Genomic DNA, 18938 nt, shown 5'->3' with positions numbered 1-18938 from the left:
GAGGGCAGCAAGCAACTGGATTCGCCCCATTCTTTGCCCTTAGGTGGCTACGGTCCAGCTTGTCCCGCCCTGCTGTCACAGCTCTTGATGGCCCCTGTGGAGATTTCCGAGAGCCAGATCCGCCAGTTGGATCTTGCAGCTCTCCAGCCCTGGTTCAGCCTTAGCCCTGATGCCCTTGTCCAGCAGGCTGGTTCCCTAGAGCTTCACTTCAATTGGCCCCGTGCCGACGACGACCCCCGGGAGCTGTCGGAAATTGCCGAGTTGCGGCTTTGGTCCCTGCGGGCCGATGCGGAAGCTCCCTGGCTGCCCCTGCTGCTGGAGCGTGGCGGCGGCCAACTCACCCGCCACGCGGCGATGGTGCTGCCCCACCAATTCAGCCGCACGGAGGGCATCCGTTTTGCCCCCGAGTCCCTGGAGCTTTGGATCACCCACAGGCTTTTCAGCCTTGACGCCTGGGCGCGCCTGCACGGTTTGAGTTGCCGTCAGGGCTTAGGCCAGATGGCTGCGGTGCTTGGCTACGAGCTAGACGGAGGCTTCTGGGCGCCACTTTCAGCCGGGGCTGCTCATTAGTAGTGCCAGGGCCCTGCGACCGCTGTCGAGCGCAAGTATGAGAGTTAAAGCCCGCAGTAGCCACGTCAGCTGACCGTCGCTGACCCGATCCAGCCTGGCGGCCGACCAGCGTGCGGCAACAGCTGCTGTGCCTCCTAGGAGCATCCCGATCGGCAGCAGTGCTCGGCCATCCAGCAGGAAGGTGGTTGAGGCGACTGAGGCTGAGGTGAGCACCGCCAGGGTGCTGAAGCGGATTGCCAGGTGAATTGGCACCTTCATCAGCTGCACCATCAAGGGAACCATCACCAGGCCACCGCCGAGACCGAGCAAGCCGGTGGCCATGCCTGCGACCATGCCGGTGGCTGTCAAACCCGCCAGCTTCAAGCTGGCGGTATCGGTGGCAGCCTGCGCCGACGGGGGGCGAAAGCTCAAGGCCAGTCCTCCGTACATCAACGCCTGCATTGCGAGCAACATCCAGCCATGGAGCACCAGCCCAACCTGGCTGAACAGGCCTGCACCGAGGCCTGCACCCAGCACAATCGCCAAGCCCCCTCGCCAAGGAAGGCTGCGGTTGGAAAGGTGGGCCCAGGTGCCACCCAGGGTGGTGGGCACGATCGCCAGGGTGCTGGTGGCCAGGGCCTGGTGCGGATCAAGTCCGGCTAGCAGCAATAGGGGTGAAAACACCAGCCCACCGCCGATGCCCAGCACTCCCGACAGCAGACCCGCCAGCAGGCCAAGGGGCAGATAGGGCAACAGGCTCCACAACATCCGGGCAACCTGGCGGAATGAATCACTCTCCAGCATCTCCCCTCCCAGCCATGCGGCTGCTGCCCAGCAGCTGCCATCCGGGAGCCAGGCAGATGGCGATAGACAGCCTGCTGCTGGACCAACGGGCACCGGCCTTTCGTCTCTACTCCTGTCAGCACCCGACCCTGTCGCTGGGGTTTCACCAGCGCTACATAGAACCCCATTGGCAGGCGCTGGCAGCGGCGGGGGTGATCGATTTGGTGCGGCGACCAAGTGGCGGCCGTGCCGTGCTCCACGCCGGAGAGCTCACCTACGCCCTGGTGTGGCCTGATCCCCCCCTATCGCGTCAGGAGACGTACGGCAGCGCTTGCGCCTGGCTTGTGAATTGCTTTGCCGGATTGGGACTGCCATTGCAGGCAGGCCGCCAGGCCGCCAGCCCGCAACCCAGCAGCTGCTTTGCCACCAGTACGGCTGCGGATCTAGGGCACGCCAGCGGCGTCAAGCGGGTTGGCAGCGCCCAGCTCTGGCGCCGCGGCTGCCTGCTGCAGCACGGCTCGATTCTTTTGGAGCCACCCGCCGACTTATGGAAGCTTGTGTTTGGCGGGCCGCCACCCCAATTGCCAGTTCTGCCCATAGACCGCGCTGAGCTGGAGCTGCGTTTGATCCAAGCGGCCCAGGCTGAGCTGCCTGCGGCGGCGGCCGGTAACAGGACCATTCCCCTCAGCAGCGAGGAATGGGAACAGATTGCAGCGACCGAGGCCAGTTACGGGCTGGCGTTGGCTGGCCCCTCCTCGCTTGCTTCACCAGAGGCCACCATGGACCGCACCACCTGGGCTAAGGCCAGGCCAAGTGGGTAGGTGCCTTGGCGACGGGCGGCCTCAAGCATGGGAGCAGGCAAGCGCAGGCCCAACTTGGCAAGCACCGCCTCGCCGAGCTCGGGGCGTTCGATGGTGCCGCAGGGGAGACCGGCTGGGCTTAGCACCAGCAGCCGGTTGCGGCCGCTGGCCTCGAGTTGCTGCACCGCTTGCCACAGCGGTGCCGACTCCCGGATGGAGGGCAGGCTCGAGAGGGGCTGGATGTGGTCGCCGATGCTGTCCGTATCCCACCGCTGCACTGGCAGTTGTTGCAGGGGCTTGTCGTCGATGAAGCCCTGCCAGCGACCGCGATCGCAGACCAGCAGCCAGTCGCCTTGGTCGACCTCGCTGGCTTGGGAGACACGCATCTGACTTAGTTCCCGCAACCGACCTGCCGCCTCAAGCACCCGGAATCTCCGCCCAGCCGCATCCCGTACTTTTAGTTCGTTGAGGGTTTGCTGTAAGGCGAGCATTTGGCGCTGATTGCGCGATGCCCCAAGTCCAAACCAGCCCAGCAGCATCAACCAGGCGCCGCTGAGGCCCCCTCCGCGCAGCAGCACCACGGTGCCCATGCCAATGGCAAGCAGGGAAAGGAAGCGCCCGCAGCTGTTAGCAACCTCCACGCCGCGCCGCTGGCTACCGCTGGCCTGCCATACCAAGGCCTTCACAATCAGGCCCCCATCCAGGGGCAGGCCGGGCAACAGGTTGAACAGGGCCAGCACCATGTTGAGGGTGCCCAGTTCTGAAACCATGGCGCCCAGCAGGGGGGAGAGATGGGCGGCTGGATGGGTCGCGGCCAGCAGGCCCACACCCAGAACCAGGCTTACGGCCGGCCCGGCTGCGGCCACCAGGAGGGCGCCGCGGGCGGTGCTGCACTCGCGCTCCACGCTGGCCACGCCGCCGAGCAGGAACAAGGTGATGCTGCGCACCTCAACCCCCTGGGCCAGGGCCACCAGGGAGTGGCCCAATTCGTGCAGGAGCACCGAAACGAACAGCAACATTGCCGTAACCAGCCCCAGGCCCCAGAGCACCGGGGCACTCATCGGATCTTTGAGGGTGAGGCTGTATTGCTGTTGGAAGGCCGCGGTGGCAAGCACCAAGATCACAAACCAACTGGGGTGGATCCGTAGGGGGATGCCCCGAATTTTGAAAATTTGCCAGCCTTCTCCCACTGCCCTCTGTATTTGTGTCTGCTCCTCGTGCTGGTCAAGCCAGTTGAAGAGCTGCAGGACTCTGATCCTAGAAAGGGGTGACAGCCTTTGCCCTCGCCATGGCATCCCCCCTGCTGAAAATCTGTGGGTTGCGGGATCCAGACCAGGCCGCAGCGGTGGCCCAACTGGGGGTGGATGCGATCGGCGTGATCGGAGTGCCGGGCTCGCCTCGCTTCCTTGGCGCTGAACACCGGCCGGCGCTTTTTGGGGCGATGCGGGCCGCGGCGCCTGGCTGCCGCGGTGTGCTGGTGGTGGCCGATCCGCTCGAGCAGCAGTGGGCCCAACTAGAGCTGGGACAGGGTCATGCTGTGGTGCAGTTGCACGGCTCAGAAACACCCCAGCTCTGCGGCCAGCTGCGCTCCCGCTTGGGCTGTGAGATCTGGAAAGCCCTGAGGATTCGCAGGCCGGAAGATCTGCAGCGGGCCGTTGACTACTCCCTGGTGGTGGATGCCCTGCTTCTCGATGCCTGGGTGCCAGACCAGTTGGGCGGTACCGGCCACCGCATTCCGATTGAGTGGCTGCAGGGTTTTATGCCAGTTCTTCCCTGGTGGTTGGCGGGGGGCATTCGGGCCGACCGGGTGCCGGGAGTGCTGACCCAGCTGCGCCCCACAGGCCTCGATGCCTCCAGCGGCGTGGAGCGAAGCCCAGGCAATAAGGATCTCGATCAGGTTGCAGCGCTAGTGGCTGCGGTACGGGTTGCTGGCCTCGCTGGGCCTTCCCAGTCAAGATCGGTGGGTCTTGCCCCTTCTTGATGGGTTTGTTTCGTACATCTGGGCCTCTTCGTCCATCCCTTTGGGCCCTCGCGTTGACCATTGGCTCGGGTTTAGGACTAGGCCCGCTGGCACCGGTACGGGCCCAGGACCTAGTGGGCTGCCAGCTGGTGGATGGCCAGCTTTCCTGCGTACCAGGGGTGAGTGCCGACCCCCAGTCCCAGATCCGTGCCCTGCGCCAGCAGATCAATACGGATCTGCAACAGGAGAGTGCTGTTCAGCAGCAAATCGATGGTTTGCAGCAGCTGGTGCTCCAGGGTGAAGCCGTGCAGGGGGCAGTACTACAGGCCACGGCCGTAGCCGACGTTTTGGCAGCATTGCCACCCTCGGCGTTTCACTGGTACCGGCGTAGCCCTGGTGCCGAACAGTGGCTGCTGATTGAAGGCGCTGCAGGGCCCAGCTACGTCTTGCAACTTCAAGACGTTTCAGCCCAGGTAATGGTGGTGATAGCGGTGCCAGCCCAAGGGGGTGGATCTAGCCGGCAGGCTTCTCCGGCAATTGGACCAATTGGCGGCAAACCCTGAGGTTGGTTTTCGGGGAGGTTGGTTTTCGGGGGAAGGTGACTTTCTACCTAGAGCTTTCGCTCTAGGTAGAAAGCATGCACTCCTGCTGCTTAACCAGCTCGAAAAATTCAGCCTTAAGGCTTGGATCTATACGGAAATCGCCCCGCACCACAGAATTAACCATGCTGGTTTGGGGCTCCTTCACACCACGCCATTTCATGCAGTAGTGCTGGGCTTTTACCAAAATCGCCAGACCTTGGGGCTCGCAAAGACGCTCGATCTCATCGGCCAAGATCATCACAGCCTCTTCCTGGATATGGGGCCTTGAGAATACCCAATCCGCAACTCTAGAGAACTTGGATAGGCCAATTACCCGATCGCCGGGCTTGATACCAATCCAGCAATTGCCCAAAATGGGCACCAGGTGGTGTGAGCAGGCTGAACGAACGGTAATGGGACCAACGGTATAAATTTCATCCAGCTTTTTAACATTTGGAAAGCTGGCGATCTTGGGCTGCTCGTGGTAGCGCCCCTTAAAGACTTCGTGGAGGTACATCCTGGCGACACGCTCAGCTGTCTCCTCGGTGTTGTGATCTTTGTCTATATCGATGACAAGACTACGTAGCAATTCGCGAACCTTGCCCGCCACCTCAATCTCCAACTGCTCGAGCTCACCATCACGCAGGTGGTCAGCAATGTTGTCGTTTGCGAGGTAAGCAACTCCTGCAGCGTCAAGACGCTCACGGATTCGCAGACTTATGGGCAAGGGAGCTGAATCGGGTGTAATGGAGAGCGAAGGAATGCTGGACGGCAGGGTGGAAGTCATAGGAGGGCTCAAAGCGCGCCGGCGGCCGGCATGAGGGTGAGATCTTCCACCACTGAGGTGGCTGGCTGTTGGGCCAAGTACAGCAGGGCTTCAGATGCCCTTTCAACGTCAAGCATGGCACGGCGATCGAACGTGCTGTGGACGTTTTCGCTCTCCCAGAGAGGCGTATTCACCGCACCCAGGGTAAGGGTGCTGACCCGTATGCCAAAGGGGCGTTCTTCGACGGCAAGGCATCGACTAAGGGAGAGGAGAGCGGCCTTGCTAACGCAGTAAGCGCCCCAGTCGGGGAAGGCTTGGTGGGCTGCATGGCTGTTCAGATTGATGATATGTCCGCCGCCAGCCTGCCTGAGTCTAGGAAGCAGCGACTGGCACACCTGAAATACAGCACTGAGATTGAGCTGCATCAATCGTTGCCATTGCTCCAGGGGCATCTCTGCCAAGGAGCCTGTATAGGCAACGCCGGCATTGTTAATTACAACAGTAGGTGTGAGGCCTCGGCTGCAGAGGTCTTCCAGTCCGGGAGCAATAGTGGCAGGCTCGGCGAGATCGAGGCCGATGGATTCGATTCTCCTGCCAGTGGGCTTTAGATCCGTCGTAAGCGAATCGAGGTCGGCAGTAGTCCTGGCTAGCAGGAGCAAATCGTAGCCGGCAGCGGCAAACTTGTGGGCTGCTGCTGCACCTATGCCTCGCGAGGCGCCGGTGATCAGAGCAACAGGTGCTGAGTCAGGCAAAGGCAGGCTCTGGGAGGCAACGGGACCTGAAGCAAATCTTAAGAGCTGGGGGAAGCAATTGGGGACTCGCTGTCGAGCACCCTTCCCATGCGGCGGAATTTGGCGTAGCGCTGCTCGATCAATTGGGATTCACTTAGGCCCTGCAGTTCGCTGAGTTGCTCCAGTAGGGCAGATTTCAGGGTCTCAGCGGCCTGGAGAGGAGCCGAGTGGTTGCCGCCGGCAGGCTCGGGCAACACCAGGTCAACGATGCCGAGCTTGAGCAGATCAGGGCCTGTGATCTTGAGAGCCTCAGCGGCAGTGGAGGCCTTGCCTGCGTCTCGCCACAGGATCGAGGCGCAGGCTTCTGGGCTGGCCACTGTGTAAACGCTGTGCTCGAACATCAGCAGCCGGTCGGCTACGCCGATGCCTAGGGCGCCACCAGATCCGCCTTCGCCGATCACCGTGGCAAGGATCGGCACCCGCAGCCGGAACATCTCACGCAAATTGACGGCGATCGCTTCACCCTGCCCCTGCTCCTCGGCCAGCACCCCCGCGTAGGCCCCCGGCGTATCGATGAAACTCAAGATCGGCAGGCGAAAGCGATCGGCATGCTCCATTAGCCGCATCGCCTTGCGATAGCCCCCTGGGGATGCCATGCCGAAGTTGCGGGCGACATTCTCCTTGGTGTCGCGGCCTTTTTGATGTCCGAGCAGCACCACACCCTGCTCACCGATCCTGCCAACCCCACCCACTAGGGCCCGGTCGTCACTGCCACGGCGGTCGCCATGCAGCTCCAGCCACTCATCAGTAATCACCTGGATGTAGTCCAGGGTGCTGGGCCGCTGGGGGTGGCGGGCCACTTGGATCTTCTGGGAGGGCGTCAGAGCATCGAAGATGTCTTTGCGACGTCTGGTGGCCAGGGTCTCGAGCTGCAGCAGCTGCTGACTCACATCCACCTCCGAGTCGCGTGCCAACTGGCGGATCTGCTCGATCTGCTCTTCGAGCTCAACTAGGGGTTTTTCGAACTCCAGCAAGGCGCGGCGGGCCATGGCGGGGATGGGCAAGGGGACGAAAGGTATTCAGGCAGTAGTCAGGGCCGGGGTGGGATCGATCTGGGCAGACAGCCCCAGGGCCTGGAAGCCATGGCGCAGGGAAGCGGCACCGATCAGATCCATCTTGTCGAGGCTGATGTTGTTGCGCCCCCAGCTGAAGTTGGTGTGGATACCTTCGAACTCCAGCAGGATGGCCTCGGCGAAACAGGCAAACATCTGACGTTTGGGGTTGTCCATTTCAGCCATTTCCATCATTTGCCAGGTGATGTCGCTGAAAAACTCAACGATGCCGCCCTTCAATACATGGATGCCATTGCCACTGGCCTTGGTGTCTAGGTTTTTCGGGTAGCCGCCGTCGATCATCAGGCAGGGCGACTTAAGACTGGCAGCATCAATGCTCAGCGTTTGGGGCAAGCTGGCCACCCACACCACTACATCGGCTTCCAGTAGGGCCTCCTCCAGCTTGAGGATCCGGCCGCCGCCAAGCTCCTGCTGTAGGTCCAGCAAGGGTTGGGCCTGGCGGGCGACCAATAAGAGCTCCTTGACTCCAGTGCGCTGACTCAGCCAGCGGCATACAGCGCTGCCGATATCGCCGGTAGCCCCAATGACTGCTACCCGGGCCTGGCTCAGATCAATACCGAGCTTGGGGGCATTGGTTTCCACCTGGCGACAAATCACCCAGGCGGTGTGAGTATTTCCGGTGGTGAATCGCTCCCATTCCAAGGTGGTGGAACGGATTTGCTGCTCCTTGAGCAGGTTGAAATTTTCAAAAATGATCGAGGTAAACCCGCCCAAAGCGGTGATATCGATACCATTTTTTTGGGCTAGCTCCATGGCGCTGAGCACCTTGCGGCGAGCGGTTTTAAACCGACTCAGCATTTCTGGCACGAAGCAGGAGTCGATGTATGCCCCTTCTATGGTCTTGCCTGTGGCGCTGGTCACCTGAAGATGCTCCACCAATTGGGGCGGGGCACTACACCAAACGTCGAGGTCACCTTCGGCAAACTCTTCAAAGCCAAGAGTGCGAGCCTTTTCACGGGCAGCCTCGAAGCTTGTGGAGTGACCGATCAGGCCGAACATGGGCAACCCCAGGGGATGTCGCGGACGCTACATCTTGCCACGACACCCCTGGCAGGAGGCTTCAGCCGATCAATGCCGCAGCTGCCATTTTGGCGATCTCCCTGGAAGTGAAGCCAACTTCGAGCAGGGCCTCTTGGTAGGAGGTTAGGAAATCGGCCATCAAATCCTCCTGGTCCATTTGCAGAACAGCCGCGTCGCCAGCGACCTGCTCGAGCATCTTGCGCACTAGGGGCAGATTCTCACGGTTTGCCTGCTCCAGCTCCCCTCGCACCGTTTCAAGGTTGGCTTTCAGCCATTCCTGACCGTAATTAAGGTGTGTGTACTCATCTTTGACTACACCTTCGGTGATCTTACGCGCAAATGGATCGGCTACAGGAATATAGATGTGATAGGCCGAAATGGCAAAGGCCTCGATCAGAATGGCCTGAATCAAAAGACAGGTTGTGACCTTGCCTTCAGCTAAAGCCTTCTGAAAGTTGTTGTGCAGGGGAGAGAAGAACTCCTTAGCAAACGGCATGTCAGCAGTGACGCCGAGGTTGTTGGCGCAAGCTGTGAAGCCCTTCATGTGCTTCAGCTCCATGCGGGCCAATTTTGTGAGCTCCTCAGCTTGGTCGGGGAGAAGCCCACCGATAGAGATGTAATTGTCGTGAGCTTCCTGCTCACCTTCGATCACGATCGCGTTGATGCGGCTGTAGGCGTCCTTGTAGGTGTCTGTGCTGAAGTCGGGCAGTTGGTCGGATGGGAACGCCTCAGTGACATTCTCAGTCACATTGTCAGTGACATTGGTAGGAGCAAGAGTTGCCATGGCAGCCGCGCTGTTGGATCTGATCATCTGACTGTAACCACCCCCTACCGAACTCTGGCCGTCCCTTGGCCTGGCCAGGGGCTGGCCAGCAGGGTTTCGAAGCGGTGCTGCCAACCTGCGACCAACCGGTCAAAAAGTTGGGCTCCCAGGGCTGCAGAAGCGCCGCGGGCGTCGCCAACCACTCCGGTGAGGCTGAGTTCCTGGCTGAGCCAGGCAAGCGGGGCGGCCCCTTCCAGGCTCCAGCCCGCGGGGATGACCTCGCCTCGCTTGCCATCGCAGGGGCGCTGCTCGCCCACCAGCTGGGGGGCGAGGTGCAGCATCAGGCTGGTCTCCGCCAGGCCCGCGTGCAGCCCGTCGGAGCGCTCCGGCTCGGGGATGAGCTCGGCGATCCCCTCGGGACCACTCCATACAAAGCAGGGCAGCACGGCTAGCTCGGGCCGCTCCGCCCGCAGCTGGCGCGCGGCGGTCTGGAGCAGGGATATCTGGCCTCCGTGTCCGTTAAACAACACCAGGCGCTGAAAACCTGTGCCGGCAAGTTCGTGGCCTACGGCCACCAGTTGCTCGATCAGGATCTGGGGGGGGAGGCTGATGGTGCCACTGAAACCACGGTGCTCTGGGGAGAAGCCAATGCTCTGCAGCGGCAGCCGCACAATGGGCAGGCTTGGCTCCAGCGCTACCAAAACTGCGTCTAGCACTCGCTCAGCAAACAGGCCATCCGTTCCGAGCGGCAGTTGGGGGCCGTGTTGCTCGACCGCCCCCCAGGGCCAGACAACCGTGCTTCCTGGCTGGGCTGCAAGCTCCTGAACCTGCGGCCAGGCCAGCTGCTCAAGGTGGCGCTGCTGGGGCATTTTTTGAGGACTGATCACTACAGTGTGGGGCTCTCAGCCCTTAGTGGAGATGGCCGGTACCGGCAGTCAACCGCCCTCATCCTCATCCCGGCCCGTGCCCCCTGGTCCTGCGCGCCCAGTGCCTGCACGCCCCCAGCCGCTGGCGCCCCTGCGTAAGCCGCCCCAGGTGTTGATGATCCGCAAGGACGAGCCAGCCCCGCAGCCGTCTGCGACTGAGCCTGCGCTTGCCGCAGCTCCCCAGGCTCCCGCTCAGCTCGCTCCCGTCAACCGGGTTGCGGCACCTGCCAGCACTCCTGTCCGAAACGACGACGAGCTGTTTGACCTGGGGGCCATGGAGGGCCTCACCATGGCCGACCTGCTGGGCCCTGACCCGAGTCAGAAGCGTGCTCCCAAGGCTGCTGTTGCCGGAGAGCCCAGCACCAAGCCCGCGGCGCGGAGCGTCGACGATTTCGACTTTGACGAAGAAGCCTTTCTGGCGGCTCTCGACGACCACGAGCCCCATGGCACCACTGGAGAGGTGGTGCGCGGCACCGTGATCGGTGTCGAAAGCGATGGCGTTTACGTGGATATCGGCGGCAAGGCGCCGGGTTTCATGCCCAAGAAAGAGTGCGGCCTGGGGGTGATCACCAACCTCAAAGAGACCTTTCCCAAGGGGCTGGAGGTGGATGTGCTCGTCACCGGTGAGCAAAACGCCGATGGCATGGTGACCATCAGCGCCCGTGCCTTGGCCCTGCGCCAGAGCTGGGAGAAGGTGAGGCTCCTGGAGAAGGAGGGCAAGGTAGTGCAGGTCAAAGTGAACGGCTTCAATCGAGGTGGTGTCACCTGTGAACTCGAGGGATTGCGCGGCTTCATCCCCCGTTCCCAGCTGCAGGAAGGTGAAAACCATGAGGCTTTGGTGGGTAAGACCCTCGGGGCCGCCTTCCTAGAGGTCAATCCAGAGACCCGCAAGTTGGTGTTGTCGGAGAAGAAAGCTGCCACTGCAGCCCTGTTCCAAAACCTGGAGGTGGGTCAGCTGGTCGAAGGCCAGGTGGTGGCAATTAAGCCCTACGGCTTGTTTGTCGATCTAGGCGGTGTGAGCGGTTTGTTGCATCAATCGGCAATTAGTGGTGGTCAGCTGCGGGACCTGCGTGAGGTTTTTGGCCAGGGAGACCGGGTCAAGGCCCTGATCACCGAGCTGGATCCGGGCCGAGGCCGCATCGCCCTCAATACCGCCCTTCTCGAGGGACAGCCCGGTGAACTGCTGATCGATCGCGACAAGGTGATGGCTGAGGCTCCGGAGCGGGCCAACCGGGCCCGCTCCGTGCTGCGCCAGCAAGAACAAGGGGCCGGATGAAGCAGGCCGCTCCAGATTGGGAGCTCGACTACTACTCCCGTCCCATCCTTGAAGAAGATGGCAAAAAGCGCTGGGAGCTGCTGATTTGTTCCACCCCTGAGGTGCCCGGACCAAGGGAGGTAGCGAGCGAATCCTTCCGCTGGGCCCAGGCCTGCCCTGCCACCAGCGTTAATTCGATCTGGCTGAGGGAGGCTCTGGAGGCAGCATTGGCTGGTGCTGCCGCCCAGGGTTTTGGGCCGCCTCGGCGGCTGCGCTGCTGGCGTGGCTCGATGCGCACCATGGTGCAGCGGGCTGCTGAGGGGCTGGGATTGGAGCTGGTGCCCAGCCGCCGTACCTACGCCCTAGTCAACTGGCTGCAGGAGCGGGAGCGCCTGGTGTATCCCCAGGAGCCCGGCTACATGGCGGGCCCGCTAGCACCGCCCCCCCAAGCTTTGCGACCGATTGCGGTGCCCTTGCCGGAAGAGGCGCGGGGCGACAGCTGGGCCTGGGCCACCTTGCCCTTGGGTGTCCTAGCCGCTGCATCGGAGTGGGAGGTTGGCTTTGCGGGCCTCGTACCCCTACCAGAGGCGGGGGCTGCCGAGCTGCCGGTGCCGGGCATTCGCCTGTTCAGCTCCACCAGGGCCCTGGCCCTGGCCGGCTGGCTGGCTGGGCTCGAACCCGTGCGGCTTGAGATCAGTGGCCCGCAGCTAGTGCTTGAGGCAGGCCTTGAGGATCGCTGGCTGCTCACCAACTTGCCGGCTGAGGAGGCAGAGGTGGCCACTGCCGCTTTTGCTGCCGCCCGAGAGCAGGCCGGTGGCCTTCAGTTCCTTGCCGTTCAAGCCAGCGAGCAGGACCAGCGCTTTGAGGGCTTCTGGTTGCTGCACGATCTTCCCGACGCTTGATTCCCCACGATGGCCGAAGCGGTTGATCCCCCCTTTGATCGTCCCGACCGGGATTTCAATTCCTTGCCCGGTTGGACCTGGGTAGGTACCTATGGCGGCTACTACCTCCAGTGCGACCTGCTCCAATCGTTTGAGCATGGCTTTTTTACCCGTCAATGGCAGGGACGGGGGCCTGAGGTGCTGGCGGCTTATGTGAGCGCTGGGGTGAGTGTGCACCGTCTGCGCCAAGTGCACAGCGCCGTGGTTTTGCCAGCCAGCCAGGCCAGCGCCGATCCCTTTCCCGAGGCCGATGGTCTTATTAGTGATGCCGGCGGCCAAAGCCTCTGGGCTTGTGGCGCTGACTGCACCCCGGTGCTGATTGCTGATCCCGCTACTGGCCGGGTGGCGGCTTGCCACGCTGGTTGGCGCGGTGTGGCTGGAGGCATCCTCGAGCGCGCCGTGCAGCAGCTGGTGGATGGAGGCAGCCGGCCGGCCGAGCTGCTGGTGGCCCTAGGACCAGCGATCGGCGGTGGCTCCTACCAAGTGCAGCGGCTGGTGTCTGAACAGGTTGCGGCGTCTCTAGCCGCCGCCCCTGATGCGTCTTTGCTGCCTGTTCTGCTTGAGCAGTTGCGTCAGTGCGGCGCTCTGCAGGCCGATCCAGACCCTATGAAAGACCGCCTTGATATTCGCCTTGCCGCCCAGCTCCAACTGGAGCGACTTGGGGTGCTCACGGCGCAAATTGGCCGCTGCCCTCTTTGCACAGCCAGCGAACCACTGCTTTTTCACTCCTGGCGGCGCGATCAGGTGAAGGCGGTGCAGTGGAGCGGCATTGTTTCTCAGGCTTGAATCTTGGCGCTGTTTCGAGCTGGATTCGCCTTCAATCAAAGCCGCGTAGCTTGCATTCGGGCCTGTTTCTGCGCAATAATGCAGTAGTTGCATAATTATCATCAATGCTCACTGGTGTCGACCTCCTTGCCAAGGTCAAAGAACTCGGGGATGTGAGCAAGACTGACTTGGTTCGCGCTTGCGGCTATGTCTCCCACAAAAAAGACGGTTCGGAACGGCTGAACTTCACAGCCTTCTACGAGGCTCTCTTGAATGCCAAGGGAGTCGATTTTGGCGGTGCAGCCAAAACCGGGAAGGGCGGCCGCAAACTCAGCTTCAACACCAAGGTCCAGTTCAACGGCAACTTGATGGTCGGCAAGGCTTATACGGGCATGCTTGACCTCAAGCCTGGCGATGAGTTCGAAATCAAGTTGGGTCGCAAACAGATTCGCTTGGTACCACTGGGTGCTGAGGACGAGGAAGAGTGATCGACAGAGCTACCTGTTCGGCCACCTTGATGCCATCAATTGCTGCGGAGAGGATTCCTCCGGCATAACCAGCTCCCTCGCCTGCTGGGTATAACCCTGGGGTGTTGCCACACTCCAGGGTTATTTCGTCTCTGGGTAGCCGCACGGGCGACGAGGTGCGGGTCTCTACACCGGTGAGCAGGGCATCGCCCATTAGGAAGCCTGGAATGCGGCGATCAAAGGCGGGCAGGGCCTCTCGGATAGCTGTCAGCACGAACTCCGGTAGGCAGCCAGCCAAATTCCCATAGCAAACTCCTGGTTGGTATGAAGGAATCACTCCGCCACTGCCCTCACTTGAGCGGTTGGCGAGGAAATCTCCAACCCGCTGGGCAGGTGCTTGGTAGTTAGATCCGCCTGTAACAAAGGCGCGCCCCTCCCAATAGCGCTGAAAAGCAACGCCGGCGAGGGGATCGTCGTCTCTTTCCCCATAGGGCGTCAGATCGGCTAGCTCGATACCCACCACGATGCCGCTGTTGGCATTGCGTTCATTGCGGGTGTGCTGGCTCATGCCATTGGTAACTACTCGACCTGGCTCCGAGGTAGCCCCCACCACCAATCCCCCCGGGCACATGCAAAAGCTGTAGACACTGCGGCCCAAGTTGGCTGTCTCACGGCAGTGATGCACCAGCTTGTATTCAGCAGGGCCCAGGCGCGGGTGGCCGGCGGCCTGCCCCCAGCGGGCCCTGTCAATCAGGCTCTGGGGGTGTTCGATGCGTAGACCAACGGCAAAAGGCTTGGGCTGCATCGCCACGCCGGCGGTTTTCAACATCTCAAAGCTGTCCCGGGCGCTGTGGCCAAGGGCCAGCACCACCTGGGTGGCGGCAATTCGTTCGCCGCTATCGAGCTGCAGACCCTGAATGGAGCGGTCCACCGGATTTAGCTCCAGGCCGTCTACCCGGCACTCGAAGCGCACCTCGCCCCCTAGGGCCTCGATTCGCTGCCGCAACCCCCGCACCACCGTGGCCAGTTTGTAGGTGCCGATGTGGGGGTGGTGCAGGGTGAGGATGTCAGGGTTAGCGCCTGCGGCAACTAGCTCTTCAAGCACCTTGCGCACGTAGGGCTTGGCTTCGCTCACCTGGCTGTAAAGCTTGCCGTCGGAGAAGGTGCCAGCCCCACCCTCGCCAAATTGGGCATTGGATTCGGGATTGAAGTCTGCGCTCCCCTTCCAAAAGCCGAAGGTGTCGGCGCTGCGCTCCTTGACCGCCTTGCCCCGCTCCAGCAATAGGGGACGAAACCCCATCTGGGCCAGCAGCAGGGCCGCGAAATAGCCGCAGGGACCAGCTCCCACCACCACTGGTCGCAGCTTTCCAGCGTTGGCTCCGCTTACGACGGGGTGATAAGTCGTGTCGGGGCTGGGCCGCAGGTGGGGGTCGCCGGCAAAGCGCTTCAGGAGCCTGGCCTCGGCCCGGGCATCAAGGTCCAAATCCAGATCCAGGCTGTAAACGAGGGTGATCGCCGCGCTCTTGCGGGCATCAACGCTGCGCTTAACCAGCCGTAACCCAAGTAGTTGATCGGGGGCGAGCCGCAGGCGCCTCAGCACTGCCGCCGCCAGGTCGGCCTCACTGTGGTCGAGGGGCAGCTTCAATTCGCTCAGGCGCAGCACTACCGACTCCATGGGGGCGCCTGCACGGGAACCGGGCGCTGATTCATGGCGTTATTTCAGCAGTCTGGGCTCCACTGCGCCTGAAATTGGATTGGGCTGCCAGGCTGGAGGTCGATGCGGCATCGATTCTTTGTCGATTACCCACTGCCCCCTTTGCATGGCCCTTGCGGTCCTTTGTGTGCTGCGAGCCACGGCCCACGGCACCTTGCTCTGGCGTCTGTCTGCCTAGGCGAGGCGCTAAACCATGGGCATGTTCCAGCGCAGCACGCCGAAGAACCTCACCTGGCCTGGCGCATTCGTCTCCCGACGTGGCTTCCTCAGCTTGGCTGGCTTGGGAGTGGCAGCCTTGGCGGCATCAGGCCTGAGCCCTGATGCCGCTGCCGCCCCTCGAGGCGGTGCCAAACCGCTGCTGCCGCCCCGAGGAGACCTGCGCCTGGTGGCGATCAGTGATCTCAACAGCAGCTACGGCTCCACCAGCTACCTGCCGGAGGTGCTGCGGGCCGTTGAACTGATCCCCAGCTGGAAACCCGATCTGGTGCTCTGCGGCGGCGACATGGTGGCGGGCCAGAAGCAGGGCCTCAGCCGGGTACACCTCAGCGCCATGTGGGCCTCCTTCCACCGCCAACTGCTGGCACCTCTGGAGCGGGCTGGGCTGCCGGTGGCGATCACCATGGGCAACCACGACGCCTCTTCCGCCCGCTCTGCAGGCAAATACATATTTGAGCTCGATCGCCAGGAGGCCGAGCGTTATTGGCGCGGCCAGCAGAATGCCTTGGGGCTGAAGTTTGTTGATGCCAGCCGCTTTCCCTTTGCTTACAGCGTGCGTCAGCACGACCTTTTCCTGCTGGTGTGGGATGCCTCCTCGGCCGCCCTGCCCGCCGAACAGGTGGCCTGGGCCGAGCGCCAGCTGCGCAGCCCCGAGGCCCAATCGGCTCGGTTGCGGCTGGTGCTAGGCCACCTGCCGCTGCTGGCCGTAGGAGAAGGCCGGGACCGGCCTGGCGAGGTGTTGCAGCAGAGCGAGGCCCTGCGCCAGTTGCTGGAGCGCACCGGCGCCCATGCCTACATCAGCGGCCACCATCACGCCTTCTTCCCTGGCCGGGTGGGTCAACTGGACCTGCTGAACCTCGGCGCCCTGGGCAGCGGTCCGCGCCGCCGGCTGCAGGACAGCACGGCTCCGGTGCAGACCCTCACCGTGATCGATGCCTTCTGGCCCCAGGGCGATGGCGCGGGACGCACGACCTACACCAGCTACAACATGACCACCCTGGAGTCGATCAGCAGCCAGCAGCTACCTGCCCAGATTCAACCCAGCATGGGACCGTCGCTGCGGCGGATCGGCTGAGAGATGGGGTTTTGTGAGCTGCGGTTGGCGGCTCAGGCCAAGCTGGCCTCGATCCTGGCCACCTCAAGGCGGGTGGCGATCACGGCGTCGGGGTTGAGGCTGATCGAATCAATGCCCTCCTCCACCAGGAAGCGAGCAAAATCGGGGTAGTCGCTGGGGGCTTGGCCGCAGATGCCGATCTTGCGGCCGCAGCGTTTAGCGCTTTGGATTGCCAGGCGAATCATGGACTTCACGGTCGGATGGCGCTCGTCAAACAACTCAGCCACCAAGGCTGAATCGCGATCCAGCCCCAGGGTGAGCTGGGTGAGGTCGTTGGAGCCGATCGAGAAGCCATCGAAGCGCTCGGCAAACGCCTCTGCCGCGATCACGTTGCTTGGTAGCTCGCACATCACATACACCTCAAGCCCGTTTTCACCCCGCACCAGGCCGGAGCCGGCCATTTCGGCCAACACCCGATCCCCCTCCTCGGGAGTGCGGCAGAAAGGCACCATCGGGATCACATTGGTGAGTCCCATGGCATCGCGCACCCGTTTAAGGGCCTGGCATTCAAGGGCAAAAGCAGCGCGGAAGGCGGGGGCGTAGTAGCGGGAGGCGCCCCGCCAGCCGAGCATCGGATTCTCCTCGCTGGGTTCAAACGCAGCTCCCCCAAGCAGGCGAGCGTATTCATTGCTCTTGAAATCGGAAAAGCGCAGGATCACCGGCCTGGGATAGAAAGCCGCTGCAATGCGGGCCATGCCCTGGGCCAGTAGATCCACGTAGTACTCGGCGGGGCTGGTGTGACCAGCCGTTAACCGGGCTATCTGCTGCCGCTGCTCGGCGTCAGCAACCCGCTCAGGCTGTAGCAGGGCCAGCGGGTGCACCTTGATGTGATTGGCGATGATGAACTCCAGCCTGGCCAGGCCCACCCCGTCGCAGGGAATGGCCGCAAGGTTGAAGGCCTCCTCCGGATTGCCCACACTTATCAAGATCTGGGTGCGGGTGACGGGCAGATCGCCAATGGCCTGCTCCGTGACGCTGAACGGCAGGTTGCCCCGGTACACCCGGCCGACATCGCCTTCGCAGCAGCTGATCGTGATGGCGTCGCCGTCCTGGATGCGCTGGGTGCCATCGCCGGTGCCGACTATGGCCGTAATGCCCATCTCGCGGGCAATGATCGCCGCATGGCAGGTGCGGCCGCCCTGGTCGGTCACCACGCCGCTGGCTCGTTTGAGGATTGGTTCCCAGTCGGGGTCGGTGCGTTCGGTGATCAGTAGGTCGCCAGCCTCAAAACGGCTGATTTCGCCGGGATCCTTAATCACCCGGGCTACGCCGCTGCTCACCGAGGCGCCGATGGCGCGGCCGCTCACCAGGGTTTGCGCCTGATGGGGCTCCAGGTGCCAGCTGCGCAGCACCGCCTGCTGCTGCCGCGACTGCACGGTTTCCGGACGGGCTTGGAGGATGAACAGCTCGCCTGAGAGGCCATCTTTTGCCCACTCGATATCCATCGGCGTGGGGGCGCCACGCTTGTCGCTGTAGTGACGCTCGATTTGGCAGGCCCAGCGGGCCAGGGTGAGGCACTCGTCATCGCTGAGGGCGAAGCGGTTGCACTCGGCTTCCGGCACGGGCTCGTTTGTCACGGTGATCCCCGCTTCCCCGTACACCATCCGGATCGCCTTGCTGCCCAGTCGCTTGCTGAGGATCGGCGCAAAGCCCTGCTCAAGCGTTGGCTTAAAAATCAGCACTTCATCGGGGTTAACGGCGCCCTGAACAACGTTTTCACCGAGGCCGTAGGCGGCGGTGAGTAGCACCGCGTCGCGGAAGCCTGTCTCGGTGTCAATGCTGAACATCACCCCGGCGCAGGCCAGGTCGGAGCGCACCATGCGCTGCACACCGATCGAAAGGGCGACCTCGAGGTGGTCAAAACCATTGAGCTGGCGGTAGGAGATGGCCCGGTCGGTGAACAGCGACGCGTAGCAACGCCGGCAGGCCTGCAGCAGGGCAGCTTCGCCCTGAATATTGAGGAAGGTCTCCTGCTGGCCAGCAAAGCTGGCATCGGGCAGGTCTTCGGCTGTGGCGCTCGAGCGCACTGCTACCGCTGGCAAAACGCCCTCTGGTGTGGCCAGCTCTCGATAGGCGGCCAGGATCGCTTCGCTGAGGTCGGCGGGCAGGGTGGTGTTCAGCAGCAGGTTGCGGGCGGCTTTGCCGGCGGCCTGCAGGGCACCGAGATCATCAGCATCCAGGTTTTGGAGTAGGTCCTGCAGTGGAGTTCTGAGGTCGTTGCTGCGCAACAGCTGGCGGTAGGCGGCGGCTGTGGTGGCGAAGCCTCCAGGCACCCGCACACCCTGGCCCGCGAGCTCGCGGATCATTTCGCCGAGGGAGGCGTTTTTGCCGCCCACCTCGGCTATCGCCCCGATGCCAACTGCCGCGAACGGCACGACGAGCAGTTCGCGGCTGTTGGCATGGGTAGTTGGCATGGGTAGTTGGCAGCCACCCTGAATCTGGCGCCTGCTTGGG

General features: G+C 62.7%; 19 protein-coding genes. 9 read left to right on the top strand and 10 right to left on the bottom strand.

Features of this window, described 5'->3' with window-relative positions:
* The first annotated feature begins 87 nt into the window (after positions 1-87).
* Positions 88-570 (top strand): CRR6 family NdhI maturation factor, encoded by a 483-nt coding sequence (locus C7K55_RS05780; protein WP_106502469.1) that lies wholly within the window; start codon positions 88-90, stop codon positions 568-570.
* Here the strand turns inward: C7K55_RS05780 and C7K55_RS05775 are convergent.
* Positions 550-1353 carry a sulfite exporter TauE/SafE family protein gene (locus C7K55_RS05775; protein ID WP_241518212.1) on the bottom strand — a complete coding sequence of 268 codons (804 nt, stop codon included), beginning with the start codon at positions 1351-1353 and terminating at the stop codon, positions 550-552. The two genes, C7K55_RS05780 and C7K55_RS05775, sit on opposite strands and share 21 nt — an antisense overlap.
* Before the next feature lie 14 nt (positions 1354-1367).
* On the opposite strand from C7K55_RS05775, the gene C7K55_RS05770 reads away from it, so the two are divergent.
* A complete protein-coding gene (locus tag C7K55_RS05770) occupies positions 1368-2153 on the top strand; it encodes a lipoyl protein ligase domain-containing protein (protein ID WP_161956124.1) in 786 nt (261 codons plus the stop codon).
* Here the strand turns inward: C7K55_RS05770 and C7K55_RS05765 are convergent.
* A complete protein-coding gene (locus tag C7K55_RS05765; RefSeq protein WP_106502467.1) occupies positions 2060-3322 on the bottom strand; it encodes a site-2 protease family protein in 1263 nt (420 codons plus the stop codon). The genes C7K55_RS05770 and C7K55_RS05765 overlap by 94 nt on opposite strands.
* A gap of 98 nt (positions 3323-3420) precedes the next feature.
* On the opposite strand from C7K55_RS05765, the gene C7K55_RS05760 reads away from it, so the two are divergent.
* Both C7K55_RS05760 and C7K55_RS05755 read left to right on the top strand, forming a co-directional pair.
* Positions 3421-4113, top strand: coding sequence for a phosphoribosylanthranilate isomerase (locus C7K55_RS05760; RefSeq protein ID WP_106502561.1), 693 nt, complete (start codon positions 3421-3423; stop codon positions 4111-4113).
* A gap of 53 nt (positions 4114-4166) precedes the next feature.
* Positions 4167-4655 (top strand): hypothetical protein, encoded by a 489-nt coding sequence (locus tag C7K55_RS05755; protein WP_241518211.1) that lies wholly within the window; start codon positions 4167-4169, stop codon positions 4653-4655.
* A gap of 61 nt (positions 4656-4716) precedes the next feature.
* On the opposite strand, the gene folE is transcribed toward C7K55_RS05755, so the two are convergent.
* From folE to C7K55_RS05725, 6 genes are all read right to left on the bottom strand, one after another.
* Complete coding sequence (gene folE / locus C7K55_RS05750; protein WP_106502465.1) at positions 4717-5460, bottom strand: GTP cyclohydrolase I; 744 nt, start codon at positions 5458-5460, stop codon at positions 4717-4719.
* An 8-nt stretch (positions 5461-5468) separates the two neighbouring features.
* A complete protein-coding gene (locus C7K55_RS05745) occupies positions 5469-6191 on the bottom strand; it encodes an SDR family oxidoreductase (protein WP_241518210.1) in 723 nt (240 codons plus the stop codon).
* A 38-nt stretch (positions 6192-6229) separates the two neighbouring features.
* The gene (locus tag C7K55_RS05740; protein ID WP_106502464.1) at positions 6230-7219 is read right to left on the bottom strand and encodes an acetyl-CoA carboxylase carboxyltransferase subunit alpha; all 990 of its coding nucleotides are present in this window, start codon (positions 7217-7219) and stop codon (positions 6230-6232) included.
* A 30-nt stretch (positions 7220-7249) separates the two neighbouring features.
* Entirely contained in the window at positions 7250-8302 is a 1053-nt protein-coding gene (locus tag C7K55_RS05735) for a long-chain acyl-[acyl-carrier-protein] reductase (RefSeq protein ID WP_106502463.1), read from the bottom strand.
* Positions 8303-8363: 61 nt separating this feature from the next.
* Entirely contained in the window at positions 8364-9107 is a 744-nt protein-coding gene (locus tag C7K55_RS05730) for an aldehyde oxygenase (deformylating) (RefSeq protein ID WP_241518209.1), read from the bottom strand.
* Between the two features lie 44 nt (positions 9108-9151).
* Positions 9152-9955 (bottom strand): creatininase family protein, encoded by an 804-nt coding sequence (locus C7K55_RS05725; RefSeq protein ID WP_106502462.1) that lies wholly within the window; start codon positions 9953-9955, stop codon positions 9152-9154.
* A gap of 49 nt (positions 9956-10004) precedes the next feature.
* On the opposite strand from C7K55_RS05725, the gene C7K55_RS05720 reads away from it, so the two are divergent.
* The 4 genes from C7K55_RS05720 to C7K55_RS05705 all read left to right on the top strand — a co-directional run bounded on the left by C7K55_RS05720 (position 10005) and on the right by C7K55_RS05705 (position 13461).
* Positions 10005-11288, top strand: coding sequence for a S1 RNA-binding domain-containing protein (locus tag C7K55_RS05720; RefSeq protein ID WP_106502461.1), 1284 nt, complete (start codon positions 10005-10007; stop codon positions 11286-11288).
* Positions 11285-12169: a Tab2/Atab2 family RNA-binding protein gene (locus tag C7K55_RS05715; protein WP_106502460.1), complete on the top strand. Its 885-nt coding sequence runs from the start codon at positions 11285-11287 to the stop codon at positions 12167-12169. Before C7K55_RS05720 ends, C7K55_RS05715 begins: the two co-directional genes overlap by 4 nt.
* Before the next feature lie 9 nt (positions 12170-12178).
* Positions 12179-12994 carry a peptidoglycan editing factor PgeF gene (pgeF, locus tag C7K55_RS05710; protein ID WP_106502459.1) on the top strand — a complete coding sequence of 272 codons (816 nt, stop codon included), beginning with the start codon at positions 12179-12181 and terminating at the stop codon, positions 12992-12994.
* A gap of 104 nt (positions 12995-13098) precedes the next feature.
* A complete protein-coding gene (locus C7K55_RS05705) occupies positions 13099-13461 on the top strand; it encodes an AbrB family transcriptional regulator (RefSeq protein WP_106502458.1) in 363 nt (120 codons plus the stop codon).
* Here C7K55_RS05705 and C7K55_RS05700 read toward each other — a convergent pair.
* On the bottom strand, positions 13400-15103 hold the full coding sequence (locus tag C7K55_RS05700; protein WP_106502558.1) for an NAD(P)/FAD-dependent oxidoreductase: 1704 nt from the start codon (positions 15101-15103) through the stop codon (positions 13400-13402). The genes C7K55_RS05705 and C7K55_RS05700 overlap by 62 nt on opposite strands.
* 250 nt (positions 15104-15353) lie before the next feature.
* Here C7K55_RS05700 and C7K55_RS05690 point away from each other — a divergent pair, with 250 nt between their 5' ends.
* Complete coding sequence (locus C7K55_RS05690) at positions 15354-16445, top strand: metallophosphoesterase family protein (RefSeq protein WP_106502557.1); 1092 nt, start codon at positions 15354-15356, stop codon at positions 16443-16445.
* A 32-nt stretch (positions 16446-16477) separates the two neighbouring features.
* On the opposite strand, the gene ppsA is transcribed toward C7K55_RS05690, so the two are convergent.
* On the bottom strand, positions 16478-18898 hold the full coding sequence (gene ppsA / locus C7K55_RS05685) for a phosphoenolpyruvate synthase (protein WP_106502456.1): 2421 nt from the start codon (positions 18896-18898) through the stop codon (positions 16478-16480).
* Positions 18899-18938: the final 40 nt, after the last annotated feature.

It is taken from the genome of Cyanobium usitatum str. Tous, assembly GCF_003011885.1.
Taxonomy (GTDB): Bacteria; Cyanobacteriota; Cyanobacteriia; order PCC-6307; family Cyanobiaceae; genus Cyanobium_A; species Cyanobium_A usitatum.
Note: the sequence above shows the minus strand (reverse complement) of the source record. Positions and strands in the feature narration are given on the sequence as shown.

Bases quoted from the DNA above. Each gene is read 5' to 3' on its own strand.
- C7K55_RS05780 (WP_106502469.1), top strand. From the start codon at position 88: ATGGCCCCTGTGGAGATTTCCGAGAGCCAGATCCGCCAGTTGGATCTT.
- C7K55_RS05775 (WP_241518212.1), bottom strand. From the start codon at position 1,353: ATGCTGGAGAGTGATTCATTCCGCCAGGTTGCCCGGATGTTGTGGAGC.
- C7K55_RS05770 (WP_161956124.1), top strand. From the start codon at position 1,368: ATGCGGCTGCTGCCCAGCAGCTGCCATCCGGGAGCCAGGCAGATGGCG.
- C7K55_RS05760 (WP_106502561.1), top strand. From the start codon at position 3,421: ATGGCATCCCCCCTGCTGAAAATCTGTGGGTTGCGGGATCCAGACCAG.
- folE (WP_106502465.1), bottom strand. From the start codon at position 5,460: ATGACTTCCACCCTGCCGTCCAGCATTCCTTCGCTCTCCATTACACCC.
- C7K55_RS05740 (WP_106502464.1), bottom strand. From the start codon at position 7,219: ATGGCCCGCCGCGCCTTGCTGGAGTTCGAAAAACCCCTAGTTGAGCTC.
- C7K55_RS05735 (WP_106502463.1), bottom strand. From the start codon at position 8,302: ATGTTCGGCCTGATCGGTCACTCCACAAGCTTCGAGGCTGCCCGTGAA.
- C7K55_RS05730 (WP_241518209.1), bottom strand. From the start codon at position 9,107: ATGGCAACTCTTGCTCCTACCAATGTCACTGACAATGTGACTGAGAAT.
- C7K55_RS05725 (WP_106502462.1), bottom strand. From the start codon at position 9,955: ATGCCCCAGCAGCGCCACCTTGAGCAGCTGGCCTGGCCGCAGGTTCAG.
- C7K55_RS05720 (WP_106502461.1), top strand. From the start codon at position 10,005: ATGGCCGGTACCGGCAGTCAACCGCCCTCATCCTCATCCCGGCCCGTG.
- C7K55_RS05715 (WP_106502460.1), top strand. From the start codon at position 11,285: ATGAAGCAGGCCGCTCCAGATTGGGAGCTCGACTACTACTCCCGTCCC.
- pgeF (WP_106502459.1), top strand. From the start codon at position 12,179: ATGGCCGAAGCGGTTGATCCCCCCTTTGATCGTCCCGACCGGGATTTC.
- C7K55_RS05705 (WP_106502458.1), top strand. From the start codon at position 13,099: ATGCTCACTGGTGTCGACCTCCTTGCCAAGGTCAAAGAACTCGGGGAT.
- C7K55_RS05690 (WP_106502557.1), top strand. From the start codon at position 15,354: ATGTTCCAGCGCAGCACGCCGAAGAACCTCACCTGGCCTGGCGCATTC.
- ppsA (WP_106502456.1), bottom strand. From the start codon at position 18,898: ATGCCAACTACCCATGCCAACAGCCGCGAACTGCTCGTCGTGCCGTTC.